The organism is Microbacterium sp. CCNWLW41, assembly GCF_037083505.1.
Genome location: NZ_JBAOJP010000001.1, coordinates 870,716 through 888,954 on the forward strand (window position 1 = coordinate 870,716; position 18,239 = coordinate 888,954).

The following is an 18,239-nucleotide window of genomic DNA, read 5'->3' on the forward strand; positions in this document are numbered from 1 at the left end:
CCTCGGGTCGGTGCGGGTCAGGCGGATTCCTGGTACCCGGTGCGCCAGCCGCCGTGGTACGTCTGGCGGGCGACCGTCGAGTACGGCACCGGAGAGACGACGGCGCGGACCTCGAGCTGCTTGTGCGGCTCGACCGACGCCTTCTTCGTGCCCCCGTCGGGCTCGCCCCACACGACCGTGACCTCGGCGCCCTCGGGCACGTCGGGGTTGACCGTCGCGAGCGACAGTGCGCGCTTCTCGTTCGCGCTGTAGCCGGTGAACATCGAGAATCCGACGACGTCGCCGCCGGCATCCGTCACCGCGTCGTAGTTCGCCGACCCGTAGTTCGCCAGCGGCAGGTCGAAGAACTTGAAGCTGTCGCCCTCGGTGTCGAAGAGCGACGCGAAGATCTTCGTGACGTCCTCGGCGTTCCACGCCAGCGTGACCTTGCGGCGCTGGGTGGCCGGGTCGATCTTCTCGAGGGCGTCGCGGCCGATGAAGTCGTGGTCGAACTTGACGAACGAGCCGTAGCCGAGCTCCCACGGGGTGAGGTAGTAGTCCTCGATGTTCTGCGACACGAACGAGCCCGCGAGCGTTCCGGTCGCCTCATAGCTGTCGACGCCCAGCCACTCGCGGTAGCCGCGCTCGGCCTCGCCCGAGTAGATGGCGGGAAGCGGCGACGGGATCCAGCCCGACTCCAGGGTGTTCGACGGATAGGCCCGCGAACCCACCGGCACGAGGCCGAACTCGGCGCCCGCCTCGACGATGAGGTCGCGCACGCGGTGGTGGTCCTCGTACGGGCCCCACACCTCGAGACCCGGGGCTCCTGCCATGCCGTGGCGCAGCGTGCGGACGTTCGCCCCGCCGATCTGCATCTCGGACATGGCGAAGAACCTCAGCTGCTCGAGCGGGCCGCCGTTGAGCTTCTCGATGACCTGCCACGCGGCCGGCCCCTGGATCTGGAAGCGGTAGTAGCGCCGGCTCACGGCGTCGCCGTACGGGCGCGACGGCGAACGCCGGTCGACCGTGACGTCGAGGTTCGAGTAGCCGCCGGTCTCACCGTGGTACATCAGCCAGTTCGACGCGGGAGCGCGGCCGACGTACACGTACTCGTCCTCGGCCTCGTGGAACAGGATGCCGTCGCCGATGACGTGGCCCGACGCGGTCGTGGGCACGTACTGCTTGGCGCGGTTCACCGGGAACGTCGCGACCGAGTTGATGGCCGTGTCGGAGATCAGCTTGATCGCGTCGGAGCCCTTGAGGAACACATTGTCCATGTGGTGCGACTGGTCGTAGAGCACGGCGGTGTCGCGCCACGCCTTCTGCTCCTTGATCCAGTTCTGGAAGTCCGCGGGGACCACCGGGTAGATGTACGAGCCGATCTGCGAGTTGCGCAGCATCTCGACGGCGTTCTGCGCGTCGATGAGCTCCTGCAGATTCTTCGCCATGGGGGAACCTCTCTGTTCTGGTGATGGGTCAGGTGAAGACGATGGTGTGGTTGCCGTGCCGGATCACGCGGTCCTCGGCGTGCCACTGCACGGCACGGGAGAGCACGGCTCGCTCGACGTACGCCCCGCGGGCCTGCAGGTCCGCGGCGGACATCGAGTGGTCCACCCGCGCGACGTCCTGCTCGATGATCGGACCCTCGTCCAGGTCCTCGGTGACGTAGTGGCTCGTCGCGCCGATGAGCTTGACGCCCCGCTCCTTGGCCTTGCGGTAGGGCGCGGCGCCGATGAAGGCGGGGAGGAAGGAGTGGTGGATGTTGATCACCGGGACGCCGACCTCGTCCAGGAACGTGTCCGAGAGGATCTGCATGTAGCGGGCGAGCACGACGAAGTCGGCGTTGCCCTTCAGCAGCTCGACGATCTTCGCCTCGGCCGCCGACTTGTCGGGCCCTTGCGACGGCACGTGGAAGAACGGGATGCCGAAGCTGCGGACGTCCTCGGCGGTGTTGGTGTGGTTGGAGATCACCATGGGGATCGTCACCGGCAGCTCGCCGCGGCGGTGGCGCCACAGCAGCTCGAGCAGACAGTGGTCGCTGGTCGAGACCAGGATCGCCATGCGCTTGGGGATGGACTGGTCGGTCACGCGCCACTCCATCTCGAGCGGACCGAGCGTCTTGTCGAGATCGGCCTCGATCTCGGGCAGGGCCGCCTGCAGGTCGGGCCGGTGGAACACGACCCGCTGGAAGAACTCGCCGCCCTCGGGGTTGTCGGAGTACTGGTCGAGGGTGACGATGTTGCCCTTGTTGCGGGCGATCAGCGCGGTCACCGCCGCGACGAGCCCCGGCTGATCGGGACCGTGGACGATCAGGCAGGCGTGGTCGCGGTGCGTCTCGAGGTGGGCCGTCATCGGCGCGCCCCCGAGGACTGCGCGGCCACGAACTCGCGCGCCCAGGTGCTCGTGGCGAGCAGTCCGCCGAACGTGTAGAAGTGCAGCTTGACGTCGCCGGACTTCGGGTCGGCGGCGAGCAGCTCCGCGAGGTCGGAGACGAAGCGGTCGGGTCCGGCGGTGCCCATGAGGTTGGTCAGCGAGAAGCCGTACTTCTTCACGATCATGGCGTTGGCGCCGATGCCGAACCGGCGGGCGAAGCCGAGCAGGCGCTTGATGCCGGCGGGACCGGGGGTGCCGATGCGGATCTGCGCGTCGATGCCGCGCTCGCGCACCTGGTCGATCCACGCCATGACCGGGTCGGTGTCGAAGGCGAACTGCGTGAGGACGACGGCATCCAGCCCCTGCTGCGCGAGGGCGAGCGCCTTCTCGTCGAGGTGGCGCCACAGCACGTCTTCCGGGATGTCGGGGTGACCCTCGGGGTAGCCGGCGATCGACACCTCGCGCGCGCCGTACTTCTTCAGCAGGCCCGACCGGATCAGGGTGAGGGCGTCGGGGTACGGGCCTGCGGGCTCGGCCGGGTCGCCGCCCACCGCGAAGACGTGCTCGGTGGCCCCGACCTCCTGCAGGCGGGCGAGGAACTCCTCGAGCTGCTCCTGCGACTCCAGCCGCCGTGCCGAGATGTGGGCGACGGGGACGAAGCCCATCTCCTTGACGGCCTTGGCCGCGGCGACCCGCATCTCGAGGTCCTCGTTGCCGAGGAACGTCACGTTGATCTTCGTCCCCTGCGGGATGGTCTCGCGGGCCTCCTCGAGGCCGGGAACGTCCTTGCCCGTCATCTCGAGCGAGAAGCCGTCGACCAGAGCGGCCGCCGAGGGGGAGGCGGGAGTCGGGTGCGCCATGGGAGGTCCTTTCCTCGTCCGGGTGCGTCGCTGCGTCCCGGTATCCAGAGAATACCTATCACCATAGGTAATGGCAATAGGCACGTCGTGTGCGTGACCTCCATGTTCGGTGCGCGGACCGCGGTGGCGACGGGTCGATTCCGTTGAGCGGATGCCGCACCCGCCCGGAACCTGTTCTTCAAGAAAATCGTGACGGGCGTCACGAAACCATTGACAATCGCTCGAGGGTGGCGCACCATGACTCTTGTCCGGCACGCCGAGGTGGGGACTCCGACTCCGGTCGGACGGACCCGGCGGCCGGTGAACCCGCACAGTCATGAGAGGCCCGTCAATGAAGAAGAGTCTTGCCACCGTCGGCGTACTCGCCGCCGCCGCTATCGCCCTGGCCGGCTGCACCGATTCCGGCGCCGATCCCGCCTCGAGCCCGTCCGACGGCGGAGACGCCGGCTCGGGCGACCTGACGACCGTCCGCGTCGCAGCCCTCCCCATCGCCGAGACCGGCGCGCTCTGGGCCGCGATCGACGAGGGCATCTTCGAGGAGCACGGCCTCGAGATCGAGGTCGTCCCCTCGCAGGGCGGCGCCAACGCGATCCCGGCGCTGCTCAGCGGCGACATCCAGTTCGCCATCGGCCAGCCGTTCGGCCCGATCCGCGCCGACCTCCAGGACCTCGGCGTCGTCATCGTCGGCAACTACGCCAACAGCATCGCCGAGGGCGACGACGTCAACGCCGTCGTGGCGCTCGGCGACTCGGGCATCGCGCGTCCCGCCGACCTGGCGGGCAAGAAGGTGTCGGTCAACACGATCGGCGCGGCCGGCGACCTCACCATCCGCAAGGCCGTGCAGGACGACGGCGGCGACCCCTCGACGATCGAGTTCGTCGAGGTCGCCTTCCCCGACGTGCCGGCGCAGCTCGAGGCCGGCACCATGGATGCCGCCTGGGCTCCCGACCCGTTCCGCGGCATGATCGTGGGCGGCGGCGGCGTCTCGGTCGTCCAGCCCTACCAGGCGACGATCCCCGGTCTGACGGTGCTGACCAACATCACGACGCAGGCGCTCATGGACGAGGACCCCGAGCTCGTCACGGCCTACTCCGAGGCGATGGCTGAGGCCCTCGACTGGGCGGCCGGCAACGAGGAGGCGGTCCGCGCCGCGATCGCGACGAACCTCGAGATCCCCGAGGAGGCGGCCGCCGGCATCACGCTGCCGACCTTCACGTGGGACCTGGCCGACGCCGGCATCGAAGACCTCGGCGCCCTGGCGGTCGAGTTCGCGTACATCGACGCCGAGCCCGACTACGACCGCCTGCTGCAGCAGCAGTGACGGCGTGGAGTGAGCGGATGCCGCGCGCTGCGGCATCCGCTCCCTCCCTCCTGCCCTCCCGACGCCGCCCCTCCACCGATCGGACCCGCCGATGGCCGTCGCCGACGCCCCCATGATCGTCGCCACACCGCCGCGCCGACGCAGCGCGCGACGGATGCGCACCCTCCGCAAGTTCGCCCTCGGCGTCGCCGGCGTCGTCGGATTCCTCGTCACATGGCAGCTGCTGCCGACGCTCGGCCTGGTCGATCCGCGCTACTTCCCCAGCGCGACCACGACGCTCGCCGCGCTCGGGCAGGAGCTGCGGGACCTCGAGTTCTGGCGCAACGTCGGGCGCACGATGACCGCCTGGGGCATCGGCCTGGCCATCGCCACCGTGCTCGCGACGGTGCTCGGCACGGTCATCGGACTCGTCCCGTTCCTGCGCCGCGCGACCCACACCACGGTGGAGTTCCTCCGCCCGATCCCGTCGGTCGCACTCATCCCGCTCGCCATCCTCATGTTCGGGCTGCGGATCGAGGCGGCGCTCGTCATCATCGTCTACGCGAGCTTCTGGCAGGTCTTCATCCAGGTGCTGTACGGCGTCGCCGACGTCGACACGGTCGCCCGTGACACCGCCCGCAGCTTCGGCCTCTCGCGCGGCTCGCGGATCGTGAACCTGGTGTTCCCGACCGCCCTGCCGTACCTCATGACGGGTCTGCGGCTCGCGGCGGCGGTAGCGCTGATCCTGGCCATCACGGCCGAGATGTTCATCGGCAACCCGGGCCTCGGGCGCGAGATCGTGTTCGCGCAGTCCGCGGGCAACTGGCCCACCGTGTATGCGCTCGTCATCGTGACCGGCATCCTGGGCCTGCTCATCAACCTGGTGTTCCGCGCGATCGAGCGTCGCTCGCTGGCCTGGCACCAGTCGGTGCGAGGAGAGGAAGTGCTGTGACGCTCTACACCAGCACCGTGGTGACCCCCCGGCGGCCGTCCCGCGTCTGGGCGAAGATCGGCGAGAACACGCTGTACGCGATCGGGCTGCCCCTTCTGCTGCTCATCATCTGGGGCATCTGGGCGAGCTTCACGACGGCCACGTTCTTCCCGCCGCCGCTCGAGATCCTCGACGCGTTCATCGACACCTGGATCGGTCCGGCCTTCATCACCGACGTGCTGCCGAGCCTCGGCCGCCTCGCGATCGGCATCGTCATCTCGATCCTCGTCGGCATCGTCGCGGGCACCCTCATCGGCCTGAACCGATGGCTGCGCGAGCTGCTGGAGCCGATGCTGGAGTTCTTCCGCGCGGTCCCCCCGCCCGTGCTGCTGCCCATCGTCGTCGTGCTGATGGGACCGACCGACGCGATGAAGATCGTCGTGATCGTGGTGGGCTCGGTGTGGCCGATCCTGCTCAACACGATCGAGGGCGTGCGCGCCACGGACTCGGTCATGACCGAGACGGCCCGCTCTTTCGCCGTGACGCCCATGGAGCGCCTGCGCTACCTGGTGCTGCCCGCGGCGAGTCCGCGCATCATGGCCGGCGTGCGGCAGTCGCTGTCGATCGCCCTCATCCTGATGGTGATCTCGGAGCTGGCGTACTCGTCGTCCGGCCTGGGCTATCAGATCGTCTACTTCCAGCGCAATTACCTCATCGCCGAGATGTGGAGCGGCATCCTGCTGCTCGGCCTCATCGGCATCCTGCTCGCGACGATCTTCGGGCTCGTCGAGCGTCGCGTGCTGCGCTGGTACCACGGAATCAAGGAGGTGGAGCGTGCCTGACACGCTGCTGAAGGTCGAGCACCTGCGCAAGGTGTACGAATCGTCGACCGGGAACGTCGAGGCGATCGGCGACATCAGCTTCCGGATGGATGCCGGCGAGCTGGTGTGCATCGTCGGCCCCTCCGGGTGCGGCAAGACGACGCTGCTGAAGTGCATCGCCGGCCTGCTGCGGCCCACCTCCGGGGTGGTGGAGCTCGACGGCAAGCGCGTGACCGCGCCGCCGCCCAAGATGGCGCTCGTGTTCCAGGAGTACGGCCGCAGCCTCTACCCCTGGCTCACCGTGCGCGGCAACGTCGAGCTGCCCCTCAAGCACAAGAAGCTCTCGCGCACCGACCGCGACCGGCTCATCGACGACGCGCTGACGGCCGTCGGCCTCGACCACGCCGCCAAGAGCTACCCGTGGCAGCTGTCCGGCGGCATGCAGCAGCGCGTCGCGATCGCCCGCGCCGTCGCGTACCAGCCCGAGGTGCTCATCATGGACGAGCCGTTCGCGGCCGTCGACGCCCAGACCCGCGCCGACCTCGAGGACCTGGTGCGCACGCTCCACCGCGAGCGGGGCATGTCGATCCTCTTCGTGACGCACGACATCGACGAGTCGGTCTACCTCGGCGAACGGGTGATCGTGCTGTCGAAGTCGCCGACCTGGGTGCAGGAGGACCTCGCGATCGACCTCGAGGCCGACCGCGACCAGATCACCACGCGCGCGCTGCCCCGCTTCACCGAGCTGCGCACCCACGTGTACGAGCAGATCCAGCGTGCCAAGCGCGGCGAGGCCGTCCGCCCGGGGGCGGCGTGAGCGTTCTCCCCGTCGAGGGCTCGGTCCTCACGCGCAAGCCGAGGCAGCTGCTGCTGGCCTTCTTCGGCGAGTTCGTGTGCGACCGGTACTTCGCACCGCTGCGCGCGAGCGTGCTGATCGGCACCCTCGAGAGCGCGGGCGTGGCGGCCTCCGCCGTGCGCACCAACCTCGACCGCATGGTCGCGAGCGGGGTGCTCGAACGCCGGCGCCTCGGGCGCGAGATCGGGTTCGAGCTGACCTCCCACGGCAGCGAGGTGCTGCGCGAGGCGTCGGGCCGCGTGAACGGGCCCGCGCCGTTCGAGCCCCAGGGTGAGGGCTGGACGCTCGTCACCTTCAGCGTCCCCGAGCACCTCCGCGACCTGCGGCACCGCCTGCGCGCCGCGCTGACGTGGTCGGGATTCGCGGTGCTGCGCGACGGGCTGTGGATCGCCCCCGGGGCGGTGGACCTCGCCGCCGCGCTGGATGCGATCATCCCCGACCTGCCCCCGGGCTCGGTCACCGCGTTCTCGGCGACCGAGCTCGACGGGTTCCCGATGGCCGAGGCGGTGCGCGTGGCGTGGGACATCGAGCGCATCCGCGAGGCGCACCTCGAGTTCATCGCGCACTGGGAGCGCGAGGATGCGGCATCCGATCTCCCTCCCGTCACCGCGCGGACCCTGCTCGTCGCCGACTGGCTCGCGCTGCTGCGCGCCGACCCGCGGCTGCCGCGCCAGTACATGGGCGAGGACTGGCCGGCCGACCGCTCCGCCGAGCTGTTCACGCGGCGGCACCGGGAGTTCGCCTTCCCGGCCGTGCGGGACTTCGCCGGCCTCGTCGACTGAGCACTGCCGACAGTCCCAGCGCGCGTACCGGCCTCGCGACCCTTGGCTCTCAACAGGTCGACCGCGGTTCTACAGGACCGATCCGGTCCGCGGCCTCCTGTAGAGGGCCGGTTGACCTGTCGGCGGGTGGGCGCGCGGGTCGGGGGAGACTGCCGGGAGCCGCGTGCTCACCGGCTCTCGCCGAACCGCGCGCGCAGGTCGGCCTTGCGCACCTTGCCCGAGGCGGTGCGCGGCAGCTCCTCCACCACGACGACGTTCTTCGGCAGCTTGTAGCGCGCGAGCACGCCGTCCAGGTGGGAGCGCACGATCTCGGTGTCCACCTCCGCACCCTCCTTGAGCGTCACGACCGCCCACGGCACCTCGCCCCAGCGCTCGTCGGGCACGCCGACGACAGCGACGCCCGAGATGCCCTCGATGTCGGAGATGAGGTTCTCGACCTCGGCGGGATAGATGTTCTCGCCGCCCGAGATGATCATGTCCTTGAGGCGATCGGCGATGTAGAGGTAGCCGTCGGCATCGAGGTAGCCGAGATCGCCCGAGCGGAACCAGCGGTCGTCGGTGAACGCGGCCGCCGTCGCCTCGGGCTGGCCGTGATAGCCGAGGAAGACGTTGGGCCCCGAGATCTCGATCTCGCCGACGGTGCCGCGCGGCACGACGTCGCCGTGCTCGTCGGTGATGCGCACCTCGGTGAAGAAGTGCGGGAGGCCGACGCTGCCCTGCTTCTCACGGGTCTTCGACGGTGCGAGCGACGTCGCGCCCGGCGAGGTCTCGGTCATGCCGTAGCCCTGCGAGAACGACAGCCCGCGCTCCTCGTAGGCATTGAGGATGCGGGTGGGCACGGCCGAGCCGCCGCACGTGAGCTTCCGCAGCGTCGAGATGTCGGTCGCCGCCCAGTCCGGGTGGTCGGCCAGCATCTGGTACGTGGTCGGCACGCCGCTGAGCATCGTGACGCCGTGGCGCTGGATCTGCGCGAGCGCGCGGCCGGGTTCGAAGCCCTTCTCGAGGACGAGCGTCGCGCCCTTGAGGATCACCGGCAGCGCGCCCATGCCCAGCGACGCGACGTGGAACAGCGGGGAGATCATCAGCGAGACGTCGGTCGAGACGACGTCGTAGTCGACGATGCAGTTGACCGCGACCCACGTGAGGTTGCCGTGGCTCAGCACGGCCCCCTTCGGACGCCCCGTGGTGCCCGACGTGTAGATGATGGCCGCCGGGTCGTCGAGGCCCACGTCGGCGACGGTGTGGCCGCCGGGGGCCTCGGCCACGAGGCGGGCGAGACCCGGGTGCCCCGGCAGCCCCTCGCCGGTCACGATGACGTGGGCGATGCGCCCCGCCTCGATGCCCGGCATCGCGCGTTCCAGGAACTCGGGGTCGAGCACGACGGCGCGTGCCCCCGAGTCGACGAGGATGTGCTGCATCTCGGGAGCGGCGAGCCGCGTGTTCAGCGGCACGAAGACGGCGCCCAGCTGCGCCGCGCCGAACATCACCTGCAGGAACTGCGGGCTGTTCTCGCCGATGTAGGCGACGGCGTCGCCACGGCGGATGCCGCGATGCCACAGCACGGCGGCGACATGGTCGGCGGCATCCGCCAGCCGGCGATAGCTCAGCTCGTCGTCGCCGAAGACGACGGCCGTCTTGTCGGGGTCCTTCAGCCGCCGCTTGGCGAGCCAGAACCCGATTCCCTCGTGCATCGTTGCGGGGTCCTCTCCCTCGAGGAAGCGTGCGGGTCGGAAGTGCCGATCAGGCGTAGAAGCGGTACAGGCCGCGCGCCGCGACGGCGGGCTTCTCGGCGCCCTCGATCTCGATGGTCTGGTCGACGGCGAACTGGTAGCCGCCGCGCACCTCGGTGACCTCGGCGATGACGGCGGTCATGCGCACGCGGGCGCCCACGGGCACGGGCGAGACGAACCGGACCTTGTCGAGGCCGTAGTTCACGCGCGTCGTGACGCCGGTCACGTCGAAGAGCTCCGACCAGAACTTGACCGCGAGCGACAGGGTGAGGAAGCCGTGCGCGATGGGACCGCCGAACGGCCCCTCCGCCGCGCGCGCCGGGTCGACGTGGATCCACTGGTGGTCGTCGGTGGCATCGGCGAAGAGGTTCACGCGGTCCTGCGTGATCTCGAACCACTCGGTGTGGCCGAGGTCGGTGCCGGCGAGGCCGGCGACGTCGGCGTAGTCGACGGTGGTGGTCATGTTTTCTCCTTCGTGGACGGGTCAGGTGAAGGCCGACGCGCCGGTGAGCGCGCGGCCGACGATGAGGGCGTTGATCTCGTGCGTGCCCTCGTAGGAGTACACGGCTTCGGCATCGGCGAAGAACCGCGCGACGTCGTGCTCGAGCAGGATGCCGTTGCCGCCGAGCACCTCGCGGCCGAGCGCGACCGTCTCGCGCGCGAGGCGCGCGGTCTGCATCTTGGCCAGGGCGGAGTTCTCGTCGGCGAACTCGCCCTGGTCCTGCCGGGCGGACAGCTGCACCACGAGGGCGAGCGAGGCGACGGTGTTGCCGAGCATGCGCGCCAGCTTCTCCTGCACGAGCTGGAAGCCGCCGATGGGGCGCTCGAACTGGTGACGCTCTCGCACGTAGCGGACCGCGGCGTCGAGGGCGCCGGCCTGCAGGCCGGTGGCGATCCACGCCACGTCTGAGCGCATCGCCCGCAGGATCCGCGAGACGTCGCGCCAGCCGTTCACGTTGTGGAGGCGCGCCGTCTCGGCCACACGCACGCCGTCGAGGGTGATGATCGCGTTCTGCATCGGACGCAGCGCGACCTTGCCGGTCATCGCCTCGAGCCGCACGCCCTCGGCGTCGGTCGGCACCAGGAACCCCTTGACGGCGTGGTCGTCGACGTCGCGCGCGAAGACCAGCAGGACATCGGATGCCGCGGCCCCGCCGATCCACTTCTTCCGGCCGTCGATCACCCAGTCGCCGCCGTCGCGCCGCGCGGCCGTCGCGAGCCCGCCGGCGATATCGGAGCCGTGCTCCGGCTCGGTGAGCGCGAACACGCCCTTGAGGTCGAAGCTGCGCACACGGGGGTCGAGCTCGGCAGCCTGCTCCGGCGACCCGCCCAGCGCGACGGCGGTGCGGAAGAGCCCGGACTGCGCGTTGTACAGGGTGGCCACCGACACGTCGGTGCGGGCCAGCACGTAGTTGCGGAAGCCCGAGTACATGCTCGACGCCGCCTCGGCGGCATCCACCCCCTCCGGCTGCATCAGATCGAGGGGGATGAGCGCGTCCAGGACGCCGGCCGGCATGGTCGCCGTCTCCCACGCTTGGGCGAGGAGCGGACGGATGCTGCGATCCAGCGTCTGCTGCAGCCGCGCGAGCGCCGCGCGCGCGGCCGGGCTCAGGTGCGCGGCAGCGATCGCATACGGGTCGAACCCGAACGTCGCATCCGACTCGAGCGCAGGCATGTCAGCCCCCGAGTCCCAGCAGGCGTGCCGCGTTGTCCTTCAGGATGCCGGGCAGGACCTCGGGCTTGAACGAGCCGGCGGTCTCGGCATCCGTCATCCAGCGGTCGGGCGTGAGGAGCGGGAAGTCCGAGCCGAACAGCACGCGCCTCTTGAGGTAGGAGTTCGCGGCGCGCACCAGCGACTCCGGGAAGTACTTCGGGCTCCAGCCGGACAGGTCGATCCAGGTGTTGTGCTTGTGCGTGGCGACCGAGAGCGCCTCGTCCTGCCAGGGGACCGAGGGGTGGGCCATGATGATCTGCAGGTCGGGGAAGCGCGCGGCCACCGGGTCGAGCAGGATCGGGTTGGACAGGCCGAGCAGCAGCCCCCGCCCGCCCGGCAGGCCGGCGCCGATGCCGGTCTGGCCGGTGTGGAAGAGCGCGACGACCCCGGCCTCCTGCAGCGCCTCGTACAGCGGGAAGCGTGCCTCGTCGGAGGGGTCGAAGCCCTGGACCGTCGGGTGGAACTTGAAGCCGCGCACGCCGTGCTCGTCGATGAGCCGCCGCACGCGGTCGAGCGCATCGGGCCGACGCGGGTCGACCGAGCCGAACGGGATGAGCACGTCGTTGTTGCGGGCGGCGCCCTCGGCGATGTCGGCGCTCGACAGCGGGGGGTGACCCAGCTGCGTCTCGGCGTCGACGGTGAACACGACGGCGGCCATGCGCCGCTCGCGGTAGTACGCGGCGACCGAGTCCAGGTCGGGGTTCGGCCCGTCGGTGCTGAAGTACTTCGCCGCGGCGTCGGCGAGATCGCCCGGCAGCGAGGCGTGTCCGTGCCCGTCGACCTCGATGTGCACGTGCACGTCGATCGCCGTGAGCGCGTCGAGGTCGATCGCGGGTTCGTAGCGGGTCATGTCGGGCCTTCCGGGTCTTCGGTCCCGAGCCTGCCGAAGGGCGCTTCGACAGGCACGGGACCGACGGGTCAGGGGCGCTGGAGGTCGTCGGGAAGCGGTGGGAACTTCTCGCCGACCGTCTGCAGGTCGCCCACCGCGTCGCCGAAGCCGGCGGCGAGATCGTCGTACGACCAGCCGCCGTCGTGATAGGCGGTCGCGACCGGCTCGGGGTGCGACCACAGCTGCAGCCGGTCGCCGCCGATCCCGATGGCCTGGCCGGTGACGCCGGCGGCGGCATCCGATGCCAGGTACGCGATGAGCCCGGCGACGTCGTCGGAGGTGCCGAAGCCGAGGTCGTGGCGGAAGAACGGGGGCATCGGCTCGCCGGCCGCCTCGGCCTCGACGGCGGCGGCGAAGTACGGGACGGTGGCCGTCATGGCGGTCGCGGCGACCGGGATGACGGCGTTGGCGGTGATGCCCGCGCGCTTGAGCTCGAGCGCCCACGTGCGCACCATGCCGACGATGCCGGCCTTGGCGGCGGCGTAGTTCGTCTGCCCGAAGTTTCCGCGCTGCCCGGTCGGCGATCCGATCGCGATGATCCGGCCGGGGACCTCGTTCTCGCGCATCCAGGTGGCGGCCGCCCGCACGCACGTGAAGGTGCCGCGGAGGTGGACGTTGATGACGGTGTCGAAGTCGTCGTCGCTCATCTTCCACAGCACGGTGTCGCGCAGCACGCCGGCGTTCGTGACGAGGATGTCGAGCCGGCCGAAGGTGTCGACCGCGGTGCGCACGAGCTGCTCGGCGGTCTCGGTCGGACCCACGGGGGCCGCCACCGCGGCGGCGCGTCCGCCCTCGGCCTCGATCGCGGCGACCGCCTCGGCGGCTGTGGCCTCGTCGACGTCGTTGATCACCACGGCCGCTCCCTGCCGGGCGAGCTCCTGCGCGTAGGCGAGGCCGAGCCCGCGCCCGGAGCCGGTGACGATCGCGACCTTGCCGTCGAGGGGGCGGGCGGTGCCGCTCGGGGTGACGTCGGATGACATGCGTGAGACTCCTTCGTGTCGCGGCCCGGTCGCGCGGGGCGCCGTACCGAGGTTCGGGACCCATTGAAGACCCAACCGTTGAAAATGTCAATCATTCCGTTCATCCACGAACTGGGCTACGCTCGTGGCCATGCCGAAATCCGCCGACGCCGTCGCCCCGTCGGGCCTGCGCGCCTCGGTGCTCGCCGACGACGTGAGCTTCCTGCTCGCGCGTGCGAACGCGATCGCGCTCGCCGCGGGCAATGCGGCGCTGGCAGAGCACGGGCTGAAGGCGCGGTCGTTCTCGGTGCTGGTCCTGGCGTCGGGCGATGCCCGGCCCTCGCAGCGCGACCTCGCCGAGTTCCTGCGCCTCGACCCGAGCCAGGTCGTCAGTCTCGTCGACGATCTGCAGTCCCGCGGCCTGGTCGAGCGGCAGCCCGACCCCTCCGACCGGCGCGCGAACGTCGTCGTCGCCACGGATGCGGGGCGCACGCTCGCGGCCGCCGCCCGGGAGGCCGCGCGCGTCGCGGAGGAGCGCGTGCACGCGCAGCTGTCGGAGGAGGAGCGCGAGCTGCTCACCGGCCTGCTGCGCCGGCTCGCCTTCCCCGACGACTGACGGCTCTGCGGGTCGGCGTCGGTGTTGGAGAGCGGCGCCGGCGGGGCGCGGCATCCGTCATCGCGTCAGCTGCGGTCGAGCACGTAGCGGTCGCGGCCGGCGAACACCCCGACGACGGTGAGGCCCACGAGCACGGCCAGGACCAGCGCGAGCGACGCGGTCCACCCGCCGGTGATGCTGTGGAGTCCGCCGAAGGCCACCGGCCCGAGCGCGGCGATCACGTAGCCGACCGACTGCGACATGCCCGACAGCGCGGCGGAGGTGTCGTGATCGCGGGCGCGCTGCGCCATCAGCGTGAGCGACATCGCGAGGGTCGCGCCGCCGGTGAGGCCGATGAGGGAGCCCCACACCAGCACGGCGCCGGGGGCGAGCATCAGGCCGATGACGCCGATGACCGCGAGCGACGGGATCAGCGCGGGGGCCCAGCGCTCGAGGCTCCCGCGGAGGATCAGCGGCAGCAGCAGGCAGCCGGCGAGCGAGAACAGCTGGTAGACCATGACGTCGACGCCGGCGACGACCTCCGAGCGACCGGTGGACATCGACAGCGGCGCGAGCCAGGTCACGAACATGTAGAACATGGATGCCTGCAGCCCCATGTAGACCGCCACCAACCAGGCGATCGGATCCGACCAGATCCCGGTGCGACCGCGCGGCGCCTTCGTGCGATCGTGCACGCTGCGGGCCCCGCGGTGCGCCCACCACCACGCCGCGACGGCGAAGGGCAGCAGGGCCGCGCCCGTGACGAGCAGCGCGAATCGCCAGCCCGCCGCCTCGCCGCCGACCTCGATGTGCGAGATGGGCACGACGACTCCGGACGAGACCGCACCCATGCCGGCCAGCAGCGCGGTGTACACGGCGGTCATCGCCGGGACGCGGCCCGGGAACTCGCGCTTGACCACGGCCGGCATGAGGACGTTGATGATCGCGATCCCGACGCCGATGATGGCCGTGCCGATCCACAGGCTCACGACCGGCCCCGGTATCGACCGCACGAGCGTGCCGGCCAGCAGCACGAGCAGCGACCACAGCAGCACGCGGGGCTGGCCGAAGCGGCGGCTGAGCTCGTGCGCGACGGGGGAGAACAGCGCCCAGGCGACCAGCGGCACCGCCGCGAGCACGCCGAGCGCGGTCAGCGACATCCCGGTGTCGGCGCCGATCTGGTCGAGCAGCGGCCCGAGCCCCGTGATGGCCGGGCGCATGTTGGCCGCGACCAGGCACACCGCCGCCAGCAGCATCGCCACCGACGCCGTGCGCGGCGTGCGCGGCGGAGCGGTCCGCGACGATGGGGTCATAGGGCTCGGACTATAGCCCACGCGGCGGGCGTGGCATCCGTCCATTCCCGTTCAGCGGCAGCCCTCGTGCGAGGAAGGGGCGTCAGGCGAGGCCCTCGAGGGGCCAGCCGGTGTAGGCCTCCGCCAGGAAGCGGCGGCCGGCCTCGGACTCGACCACCGACTGCAGCTCGCCCAGCTGGCGCAGGCGGTCGAAGTCCGACGCGTCGGGGGCGACGTGGAGCATGTTCGTCATCCACCAGGAGAAGTGCTGAGCCTTCCAGATGCGGTGCAGCGCCTTCTCGGGGAACTGCTGGAGGAGGCGGTCGTCGTTCTCCAGCAGCAGCGCGCGCAGTGCGCGCTCGAGCACGATCACGTCGGCGACCGCGAGGTTCATGCCCTTCGCGCCGGTGGGCGGCACGGTGTGGGCGGCGTCGCCGATGAGGGCGACGCGACCGTGCAGCAGCTCGTGGGCGACGAAGCTGCGGAACCGCAGCACGTCCCGCTGGAAGATCGGGCCCTCCTTGAGGGTCGTGCCGGGCACGCGCTTCTGCAGCTCCTCCCACAGCTGCTCCTCGCTCAGCGCGTTCGGGTCGGCGTTCGGGTCGCACTGGAAGTACATGCGCTGCACCGTGGGGCTGCGCTGGCTGATGAGCGCGAACCCGTCGGGGGAGTTGCTGTAGATGAGCTCCTCGGCGCTCGGCGGCGCCTCGCAGAGGATGCCGAACCACGCGAACGGGTACTCGCGGAAGTAGCCGCCGGTCGACGAGCCGGTGACCGCCTCGCGCACGACGCTGCGCGAGCCGTCGGAGCCGACGACGAAGTCCGCCACGATCTCGAGCGGAGCACCGTCGGCGTCGGTCGCGATGACGCGCGGACGATCGGATGCCGCATCCTCGACGCGCACGGCGGTGACGCCGAACCGGAGGTCCTGGCCCTTGTCCAGGCGTGCGGCGATGAGGTCTTTGAGCGCCTCGTGCTGCGGGTACAGCCACACGCCACGGCCGACGAGCTCGGCGAAGTCGATGCGGTGGCCGGCACCCGAGAAGCGCAGCTCGATGCCGTCGTGACGGTTGCCCACGGTGCGGACGCGGCTCGACGCTCCGGACGTGTCGAGGATCTCGACGGTGCCCTGCTCCAGGATGCCGGCGCGGATCGTCGTCTCGATCTCCTCGCGCGAGCGCTGGTCGATGACGATCGACTCGATGCCGGCGTTGCCGAGGAGATGCGCCAGCAGGAGTCCGGCGGGTCCGGCGCCGACGATGGCGACGCGGGTGCTGATCGTGGTGGTCATGACGTCTCCTTCGACGACGTGAGGGGGTGCGGATGCCTCGCCCCAGTGTGACCCCGCTCCACCTCGTCGGTGTGTAGATTCCCGTTCATCGGGACGGCTGTCACCCCGTCCCTTGCCGAGTTCGCGGTTACTCGGCGAATGACCAGGCTGTGGGCGCCCAGGACGTGGTCGCTCGTCGAGGAACCGCGAACTCGGCGGGGGGTGGGGGTGGGGATGGGGGTGCGGGTGGGGGTGGGGGTGGGATCGGGTGGGATGACGGATGCCGCGGGCCGGCGTGGGCTCAGCGGCGGTCGGTGCGGAGGGCGGCCTCGATGCCGGCGGCGGCGGCGCGGAGCGCCGCGACGGCGGCGTCGGGCGGCGTCTCGCGGGGGAGCACCACCGACAGCGCGGCCACGACCTCGCCCGCGTCGCGGATCGGCACCGCCACGCCGGTCGACACCGACTCGATCGATCCCGGCGCCACCACCACGCCGGTGCGACGGACCTCGGCGAGCAGGCGGCGCAGGCGCGCGGCATCCGTCACCGTCTCGGGCGCGAGGGCGCGCAGCGGTCCGGCGAGCACCCGCTCGCGGAGGGCGGCCGGCGCGTGCGCCAGCAGCACGAGGCCCGACGACGAGGCGTGCAGCGGCAGGCGTCCGGCGATGCGGGTGATGTTGGCGCCCGCGTCGGGATGCGAGAGGCGCTCCAGGAAGAGCGCCTCGTCCTGCTCGAGCACCGCGAGCTGGGTGTGCTCGCGGATCGCCGCCTGCACCCGCTCCATGTGGGGCAGCGCGGCCTGCCGGAGGCGCAGCGCCGTGGAGCCGCGGAGGGCCAGCTCCCACAGCCGCATCCCGAGGTGCACGCGACGGTCCTCATCGCGCTCGAGCAGCCCGGCGGCGACGAGCTCATCGACGATGCGGTGCGCGGTGGACGACGGCAGCCCGGCGCGGCGCCCGATCTCGGCGGCCGACTGCATCGACCGTTCGGCCGTGAACGTCTCGAGCACGCGCACGATGCGCTCGGTCATCGAGTCGCCGGTCGGCGAGTTGGCCATGCGCCCACTGTGACACACGCCCGGGCGGGTAACGTCGCTCGGGGAGGAGCCATGGCGGACGGTGAGGGCGTGCTCGAGCGCACCCTGAGGGTGCTCGACTGCTTCACCGACGACGAGCCGGCCGTCACCGCGGCGGTGCTCGCCGCGCGCACCGGCCTCGCCTCGTCGACGCTGCACCGCCTGCTCGCGACCCTCGTGGCCGAGGGGCTGCTGACGCGGGGTCCGGGTCACACCTACGTCATCGGGCCGCGGCTGTGGGAGCTCGGCGAGCTGTCGCCGCTGTCGCTGCGACTGCGCGAGACGGCGCTGCCGCACATGGTGCGGCTCTACGAGGCCACGGGCGAGAACGTGCACCTCGCCGTGCTCGACGGGGCCACGCCCGAGACGACGAGCGCGCTGTACGTCGGGCGCCTCACCGGCCGCCAGTCGATCCCGACCCTGAGCCGCATGGGCGGGCGGGGGCCGCTGCACACCACGGGGGTCGGCAAGGCGCTGCTCGCCACGCGGGACGAGGCCTGGCTGCAGCAGTACTTCCGCGCGCCGCTGGTGCGCGAGACGGTGAACTCCATCACCACAGAGGCGGGCCTGCGCGCCGACATCGCGCGCACCCGGGCCCTCGGCTACGCGACGACCCGCGAGGAGATGACCCTCGGCAACGTCTCGGTGGCCGCGGCCCTGCCGCGCGTGGAGGGCCTTCCCCCCATCGCGATCGGCCTCGTCGTTCATCTCGAGCGCGCCGACGCGCGGCGCCTCGGGCCCCTCGTCGTGCAGTCGGCCAAGGACCTCCACCACGACCTCCGCGGCGCGTGAGCCCAGGCCCGGTCCCCCGGGTTT

Annotated in this window: 18 protein-coding genes; 7 read left to right on the forward strand and 11 right to left on the reverse strand. The window is 71.2% G+C overall.

From position 1 onward, the window contains the following. Positions 1–17: 17 nt before the first annotated feature. From ligM to V6R91_RS03875, 3 genes are read right to left on the reverse strand one after another with little or no spacing between them, the layout of a single operon-like run. On the reverse strand, positions 18–1,427 hold the full coding sequence (gene ligM, locus V6R91_RS03865) for a vanillate/3-O-methylgallate O-demethylase (protein WP_336394266.1): 1,410 nt from the start codon (positions 1,425–1,427) through the stop codon (positions 18–20). Between the two features lie 28 nt (positions 1,428–1,455). Then, complete coding sequence (purU, locus tag V6R91_RS03870) at positions 1,456–2,331, reverse strand: formyltetrahydrofolate deformylase (RefSeq protein ID WP_336394267.1); 876 nt, start codon at positions 2,329–2,331, stop codon at positions 1,456–1,458. Next, positions 2,328–3,212, reverse strand: coding sequence for a methylenetetrahydrofolate reductase (locus V6R91_RS03875; RefSeq protein WP_336394268.1), 885 nt, complete (start codon positions 3,210–3,212; stop codon positions 2,328–2,330). The genes purU and V6R91_RS03875 overlap by 4 nt, the downstream gene beginning before the upstream one ends. A gap of 331 nt (positions 3,213–3,543) precedes the next feature. Here V6R91_RS03875 and V6R91_RS03880 point away from each other — a divergent pair, with 331 nt between their 5' ends. From V6R91_RS03880 to V6R91_RS03900, 5 genes are all read left to right on the forward strand, one after another. Further along, positions 3,544–4,533: an ABC transporter substrate-binding protein gene (locus V6R91_RS03880; RefSeq protein ID WP_336394269.1), complete on the forward strand. Its 990-nt coding sequence runs from the start codon at positions 3,544–3,546 to the stop codon at positions 4,531–4,533. A 91-nt stretch (positions 4,534–4,624) separates the two neighbouring features. Next, positions 4,625–5,464: an ABC transporter permease gene (locus V6R91_RS03885; protein ID WP_336394270.1), complete on the forward strand. Its 840-nt coding sequence runs from the start codon at positions 4,625–4,627 to the stop codon at positions 5,462–5,464. Beyond that, the gene (locus V6R91_RS03890; protein ID WP_336394271.1) at positions 5,461–6,285 is read left to right on the forward strand and encodes an ABC transporter permease; all 825 of its coding nucleotides are present in this window, start codon (positions 5,461–5,463) and stop codon (positions 6,283–6,285) included. The genes V6R91_RS03885 and V6R91_RS03890 overlap by 4 nt, the downstream gene beginning before the upstream one ends. Further along, the gene (locus V6R91_RS03895) at positions 6,278–7,081 is read left to right on the forward strand and encodes an ABC transporter ATP-binding protein (protein ID WP_336394272.1); all 804 of its coding nucleotides are present in this window, start codon (positions 6,278–6,280) and stop codon (positions 7,079–7,081) included. Before V6R91_RS03890 ends, V6R91_RS03895 begins: the two co-directional genes overlap by 8 nt. After that, positions 7,078–7,902, forward strand: coding sequence for a PaaX family transcriptional regulator (locus tag V6R91_RS03900; RefSeq protein WP_336394273.1), 825 nt, complete (start codon positions 7,078–7,080; stop codon positions 7,900–7,902). Before V6R91_RS03895 ends, V6R91_RS03900 begins: the two co-directional genes overlap by 4 nt. A gap of 167 nt (positions 7,903–8,069) precedes the next feature. Here V6R91_RS03900 and V6R91_RS03905 read toward each other — a convergent pair whose 3' ends face one another. The 5 genes from V6R91_RS03905 to V6R91_RS03925 all read right to left on the reverse strand — a co-directional run bounded on the left by V6R91_RS03905 (position 8,070) and on the right by V6R91_RS03925 (position 13,215). Then, positions 8,070–9,593 carry an acyl-CoA synthetase gene (locus V6R91_RS03905; RefSeq protein ID WP_336394274.1) on the reverse strand — a complete coding sequence of 508 codons (1,524 nt, stop codon included), beginning with the start codon at positions 9,591–9,593 and terminating at the stop codon, positions 8,070–8,072. Between the two features lie 49 nt (positions 9,594–9,642). Continuing rightward, positions 9,643–10,095, reverse strand: coding sequence for a MaoC family dehydratase (locus tag V6R91_RS03910; protein ID WP_336394275.1), 453 nt, complete (start codon positions 10,093–10,095; stop codon positions 9,643–9,645). Between the two features lie 21 nt (positions 10,096–10,116). Beyond that, the gene (locus tag V6R91_RS03915) at positions 10,117–11,307 is read right to left on the reverse strand and encodes an acyl-CoA dehydrogenase family protein (protein ID WP_336394276.1); all 1,191 of its coding nucleotides are present in this window, start codon (positions 11,305–11,307) and stop codon (positions 10,117–10,119) included. Position 11,308: 1 nt separating this feature from the next. Continuing rightward, entirely contained in the window at positions 11,309–12,196 is an 888-nt protein-coding gene (locus tag V6R91_RS03920; protein ID WP_336394277.1) for an amidohydrolase family protein, read from the reverse strand. A gap of 68 nt (positions 12,197–12,264) precedes the next feature. Then, positions 12,265–13,215, reverse strand: a complete 951-nt coding sequence (locus V6R91_RS03925) for an SDR family oxidoreductase (RefSeq protein ID WP_336394278.1) — start codon at positions 13,213–13,215, stop codon at positions 12,265–12,267. Between the two features lie 130 nt (positions 13,216–13,345). Here V6R91_RS03925 and V6R91_RS03930 point away from each other — a divergent pair, with 130 nt between their 5' ends. After that, positions 13,346–13,810, forward strand: a complete 465-nt coding sequence (locus V6R91_RS03930; RefSeq protein WP_336394279.1) for a MarR family winged helix-turn-helix transcriptional regulator — start codon at positions 13,346–13,348, stop codon at positions 13,808–13,810. A gap of 65 nt (positions 13,811–13,875) precedes the next feature. On the opposite strand, the gene V6R91_RS03935 is transcribed toward V6R91_RS03930, so the two are convergent. The 3 genes from V6R91_RS03935 to V6R91_RS03945 form a co-directional block, all read right to left on the reverse strand. Beyond that, a complete protein-coding gene (locus V6R91_RS03935) occupies positions 13,876–15,102 on the reverse strand; it encodes an MFS transporter (protein WP_336394280.1) in 1,227 nt (408 codons plus the stop codon). 82 nt (positions 15,103–15,184) lie between these two features. After that, a complete protein-coding gene (locus V6R91_RS03940; RefSeq protein WP_336394281.1) occupies positions 15,185–16,372 on the reverse strand; it encodes a 4-hydroxybenzoate 3-monooxygenase in 1,188 nt (395 codons plus the stop codon). 280 nt (positions 16,373–16,652) lie between these two features. Beyond that, entirely contained in the window at positions 16,653–17,405 is a 753-nt protein-coding gene (locus V6R91_RS03945) for an IclR family transcriptional regulator (RefSeq protein WP_336394282.1), read from the reverse strand. 51 nt (positions 17,406–17,456) lie between these two features. Here V6R91_RS03945 and V6R91_RS03950 point away from each other — a divergent pair, with 51 nt between their 5' ends. Next, entirely contained in the window at positions 17,457–18,215 is a 759-nt protein-coding gene (locus tag V6R91_RS03950; RefSeq protein ID WP_336394283.1) for an IclR family transcriptional regulator, read from the forward strand. The last annotated feature ends 24 nt before the right edge of the window (positions 18,216–18,239 follow it).

Bases quoted from the DNA above. Each gene is read 5' to 3' on its own strand.
- V6R91_RS03880 (WP_336394269.1), top strand. From the start codon at position 3,544: ATGAAGAAGAGTCTTGCCACCGTCGGCGTACTCGCCGCCGCCGCTATC.
- V6R91_RS03915 (WP_336394276.1), bottom strand. From the start codon at position 11,307: ATGCCTGCGCTCGAGTCGGATGCGACGTTCGGGTTCGACCCGTATGCG.
- V6R91_RS03950 (WP_336394283.1), top strand. From the start codon at position 17,457: ATGGCGGACGGTGAGGGCGTGCTCGAGCGCACCCTGAGGGTGCTCGAC.
- V6R91_RS03945 (WP_336394282.1), bottom strand. From the start codon at position 17,405: ATGGCCAACTCGCCGACCGGCGACTCGATGACCGAGCGCATCGTGCGC.
- V6R91_RS03940 (WP_336394281.1), bottom strand. From the start codon at position 16,372: ATGACCACCACGATCAGCACCCGCGTCGCCATCGTCGGCGCCGGACCC.
- V6R91_RS03910 (WP_336394275.1), bottom strand. From the start codon at position 10,095: ATGACCACCACCGTCGACTACGCCGACGTCGCCGGCCTCGCCGGCACC.
- V6R91_RS03905 (WP_336394274.1), bottom strand. From the start codon at position 9,593: ATGCACGAGGGAATCGGGTTCTGGCTCGCCAAGCGGCGGCTGAAGGAC.
- purU (WP_336394267.1), bottom strand. From the start codon at position 2,331: ATGACGGCCCACCTCGAGACGCACCGCGACCACGCCTGCCTGATCGTC.
- V6R91_RS03925 (WP_336394278.1), bottom strand. From the start codon at position 13,215: ATGTCATCCGACGTCACCCCGAGCGGCACCGCCCGCCCCCTCGACGGC.
- ligM (WP_336394266.1), bottom strand. From the start codon at position 1,427: ATGGCGAAGAATCTGCAGGAGCTCATCGACGCGCAGAACGCCGTCGAG.
- V6R91_RS03930 (WP_336394279.1), top strand. From the start codon at position 13,346: ATGCCGAAATCCGCCGACGCCGTCGCCCCGTCGGGCCTGCGCGCCTCG.
- V6R91_RS03935 (WP_336394280.1), bottom strand. From the start codon at position 15,102: ATGACCCCATCGTCGCGGACCGCTCCGCCGCGCACGCCGCGCACGGCG.
- V6R91_RS03920 (WP_336394277.1), bottom strand. From the start codon at position 12,196: ATGACCCGCTACGAACCCGCGATCGACCTCGACGCGCTCACGGCGATC.
- V6R91_RS03885 (WP_336394270.1), top strand. From the start codon at position 4,625: ATGGCCGTCGCCGACGCCCCCATGATCGTCGCCACACCGCCGCGCCGA.
- V6R91_RS03875 (WP_336394268.1), bottom strand. From the start codon at position 3,212: ATGGCGCACCCGACTCCCGCCTCCCCCTCGGCGGCCGCTCTGGTCGAC.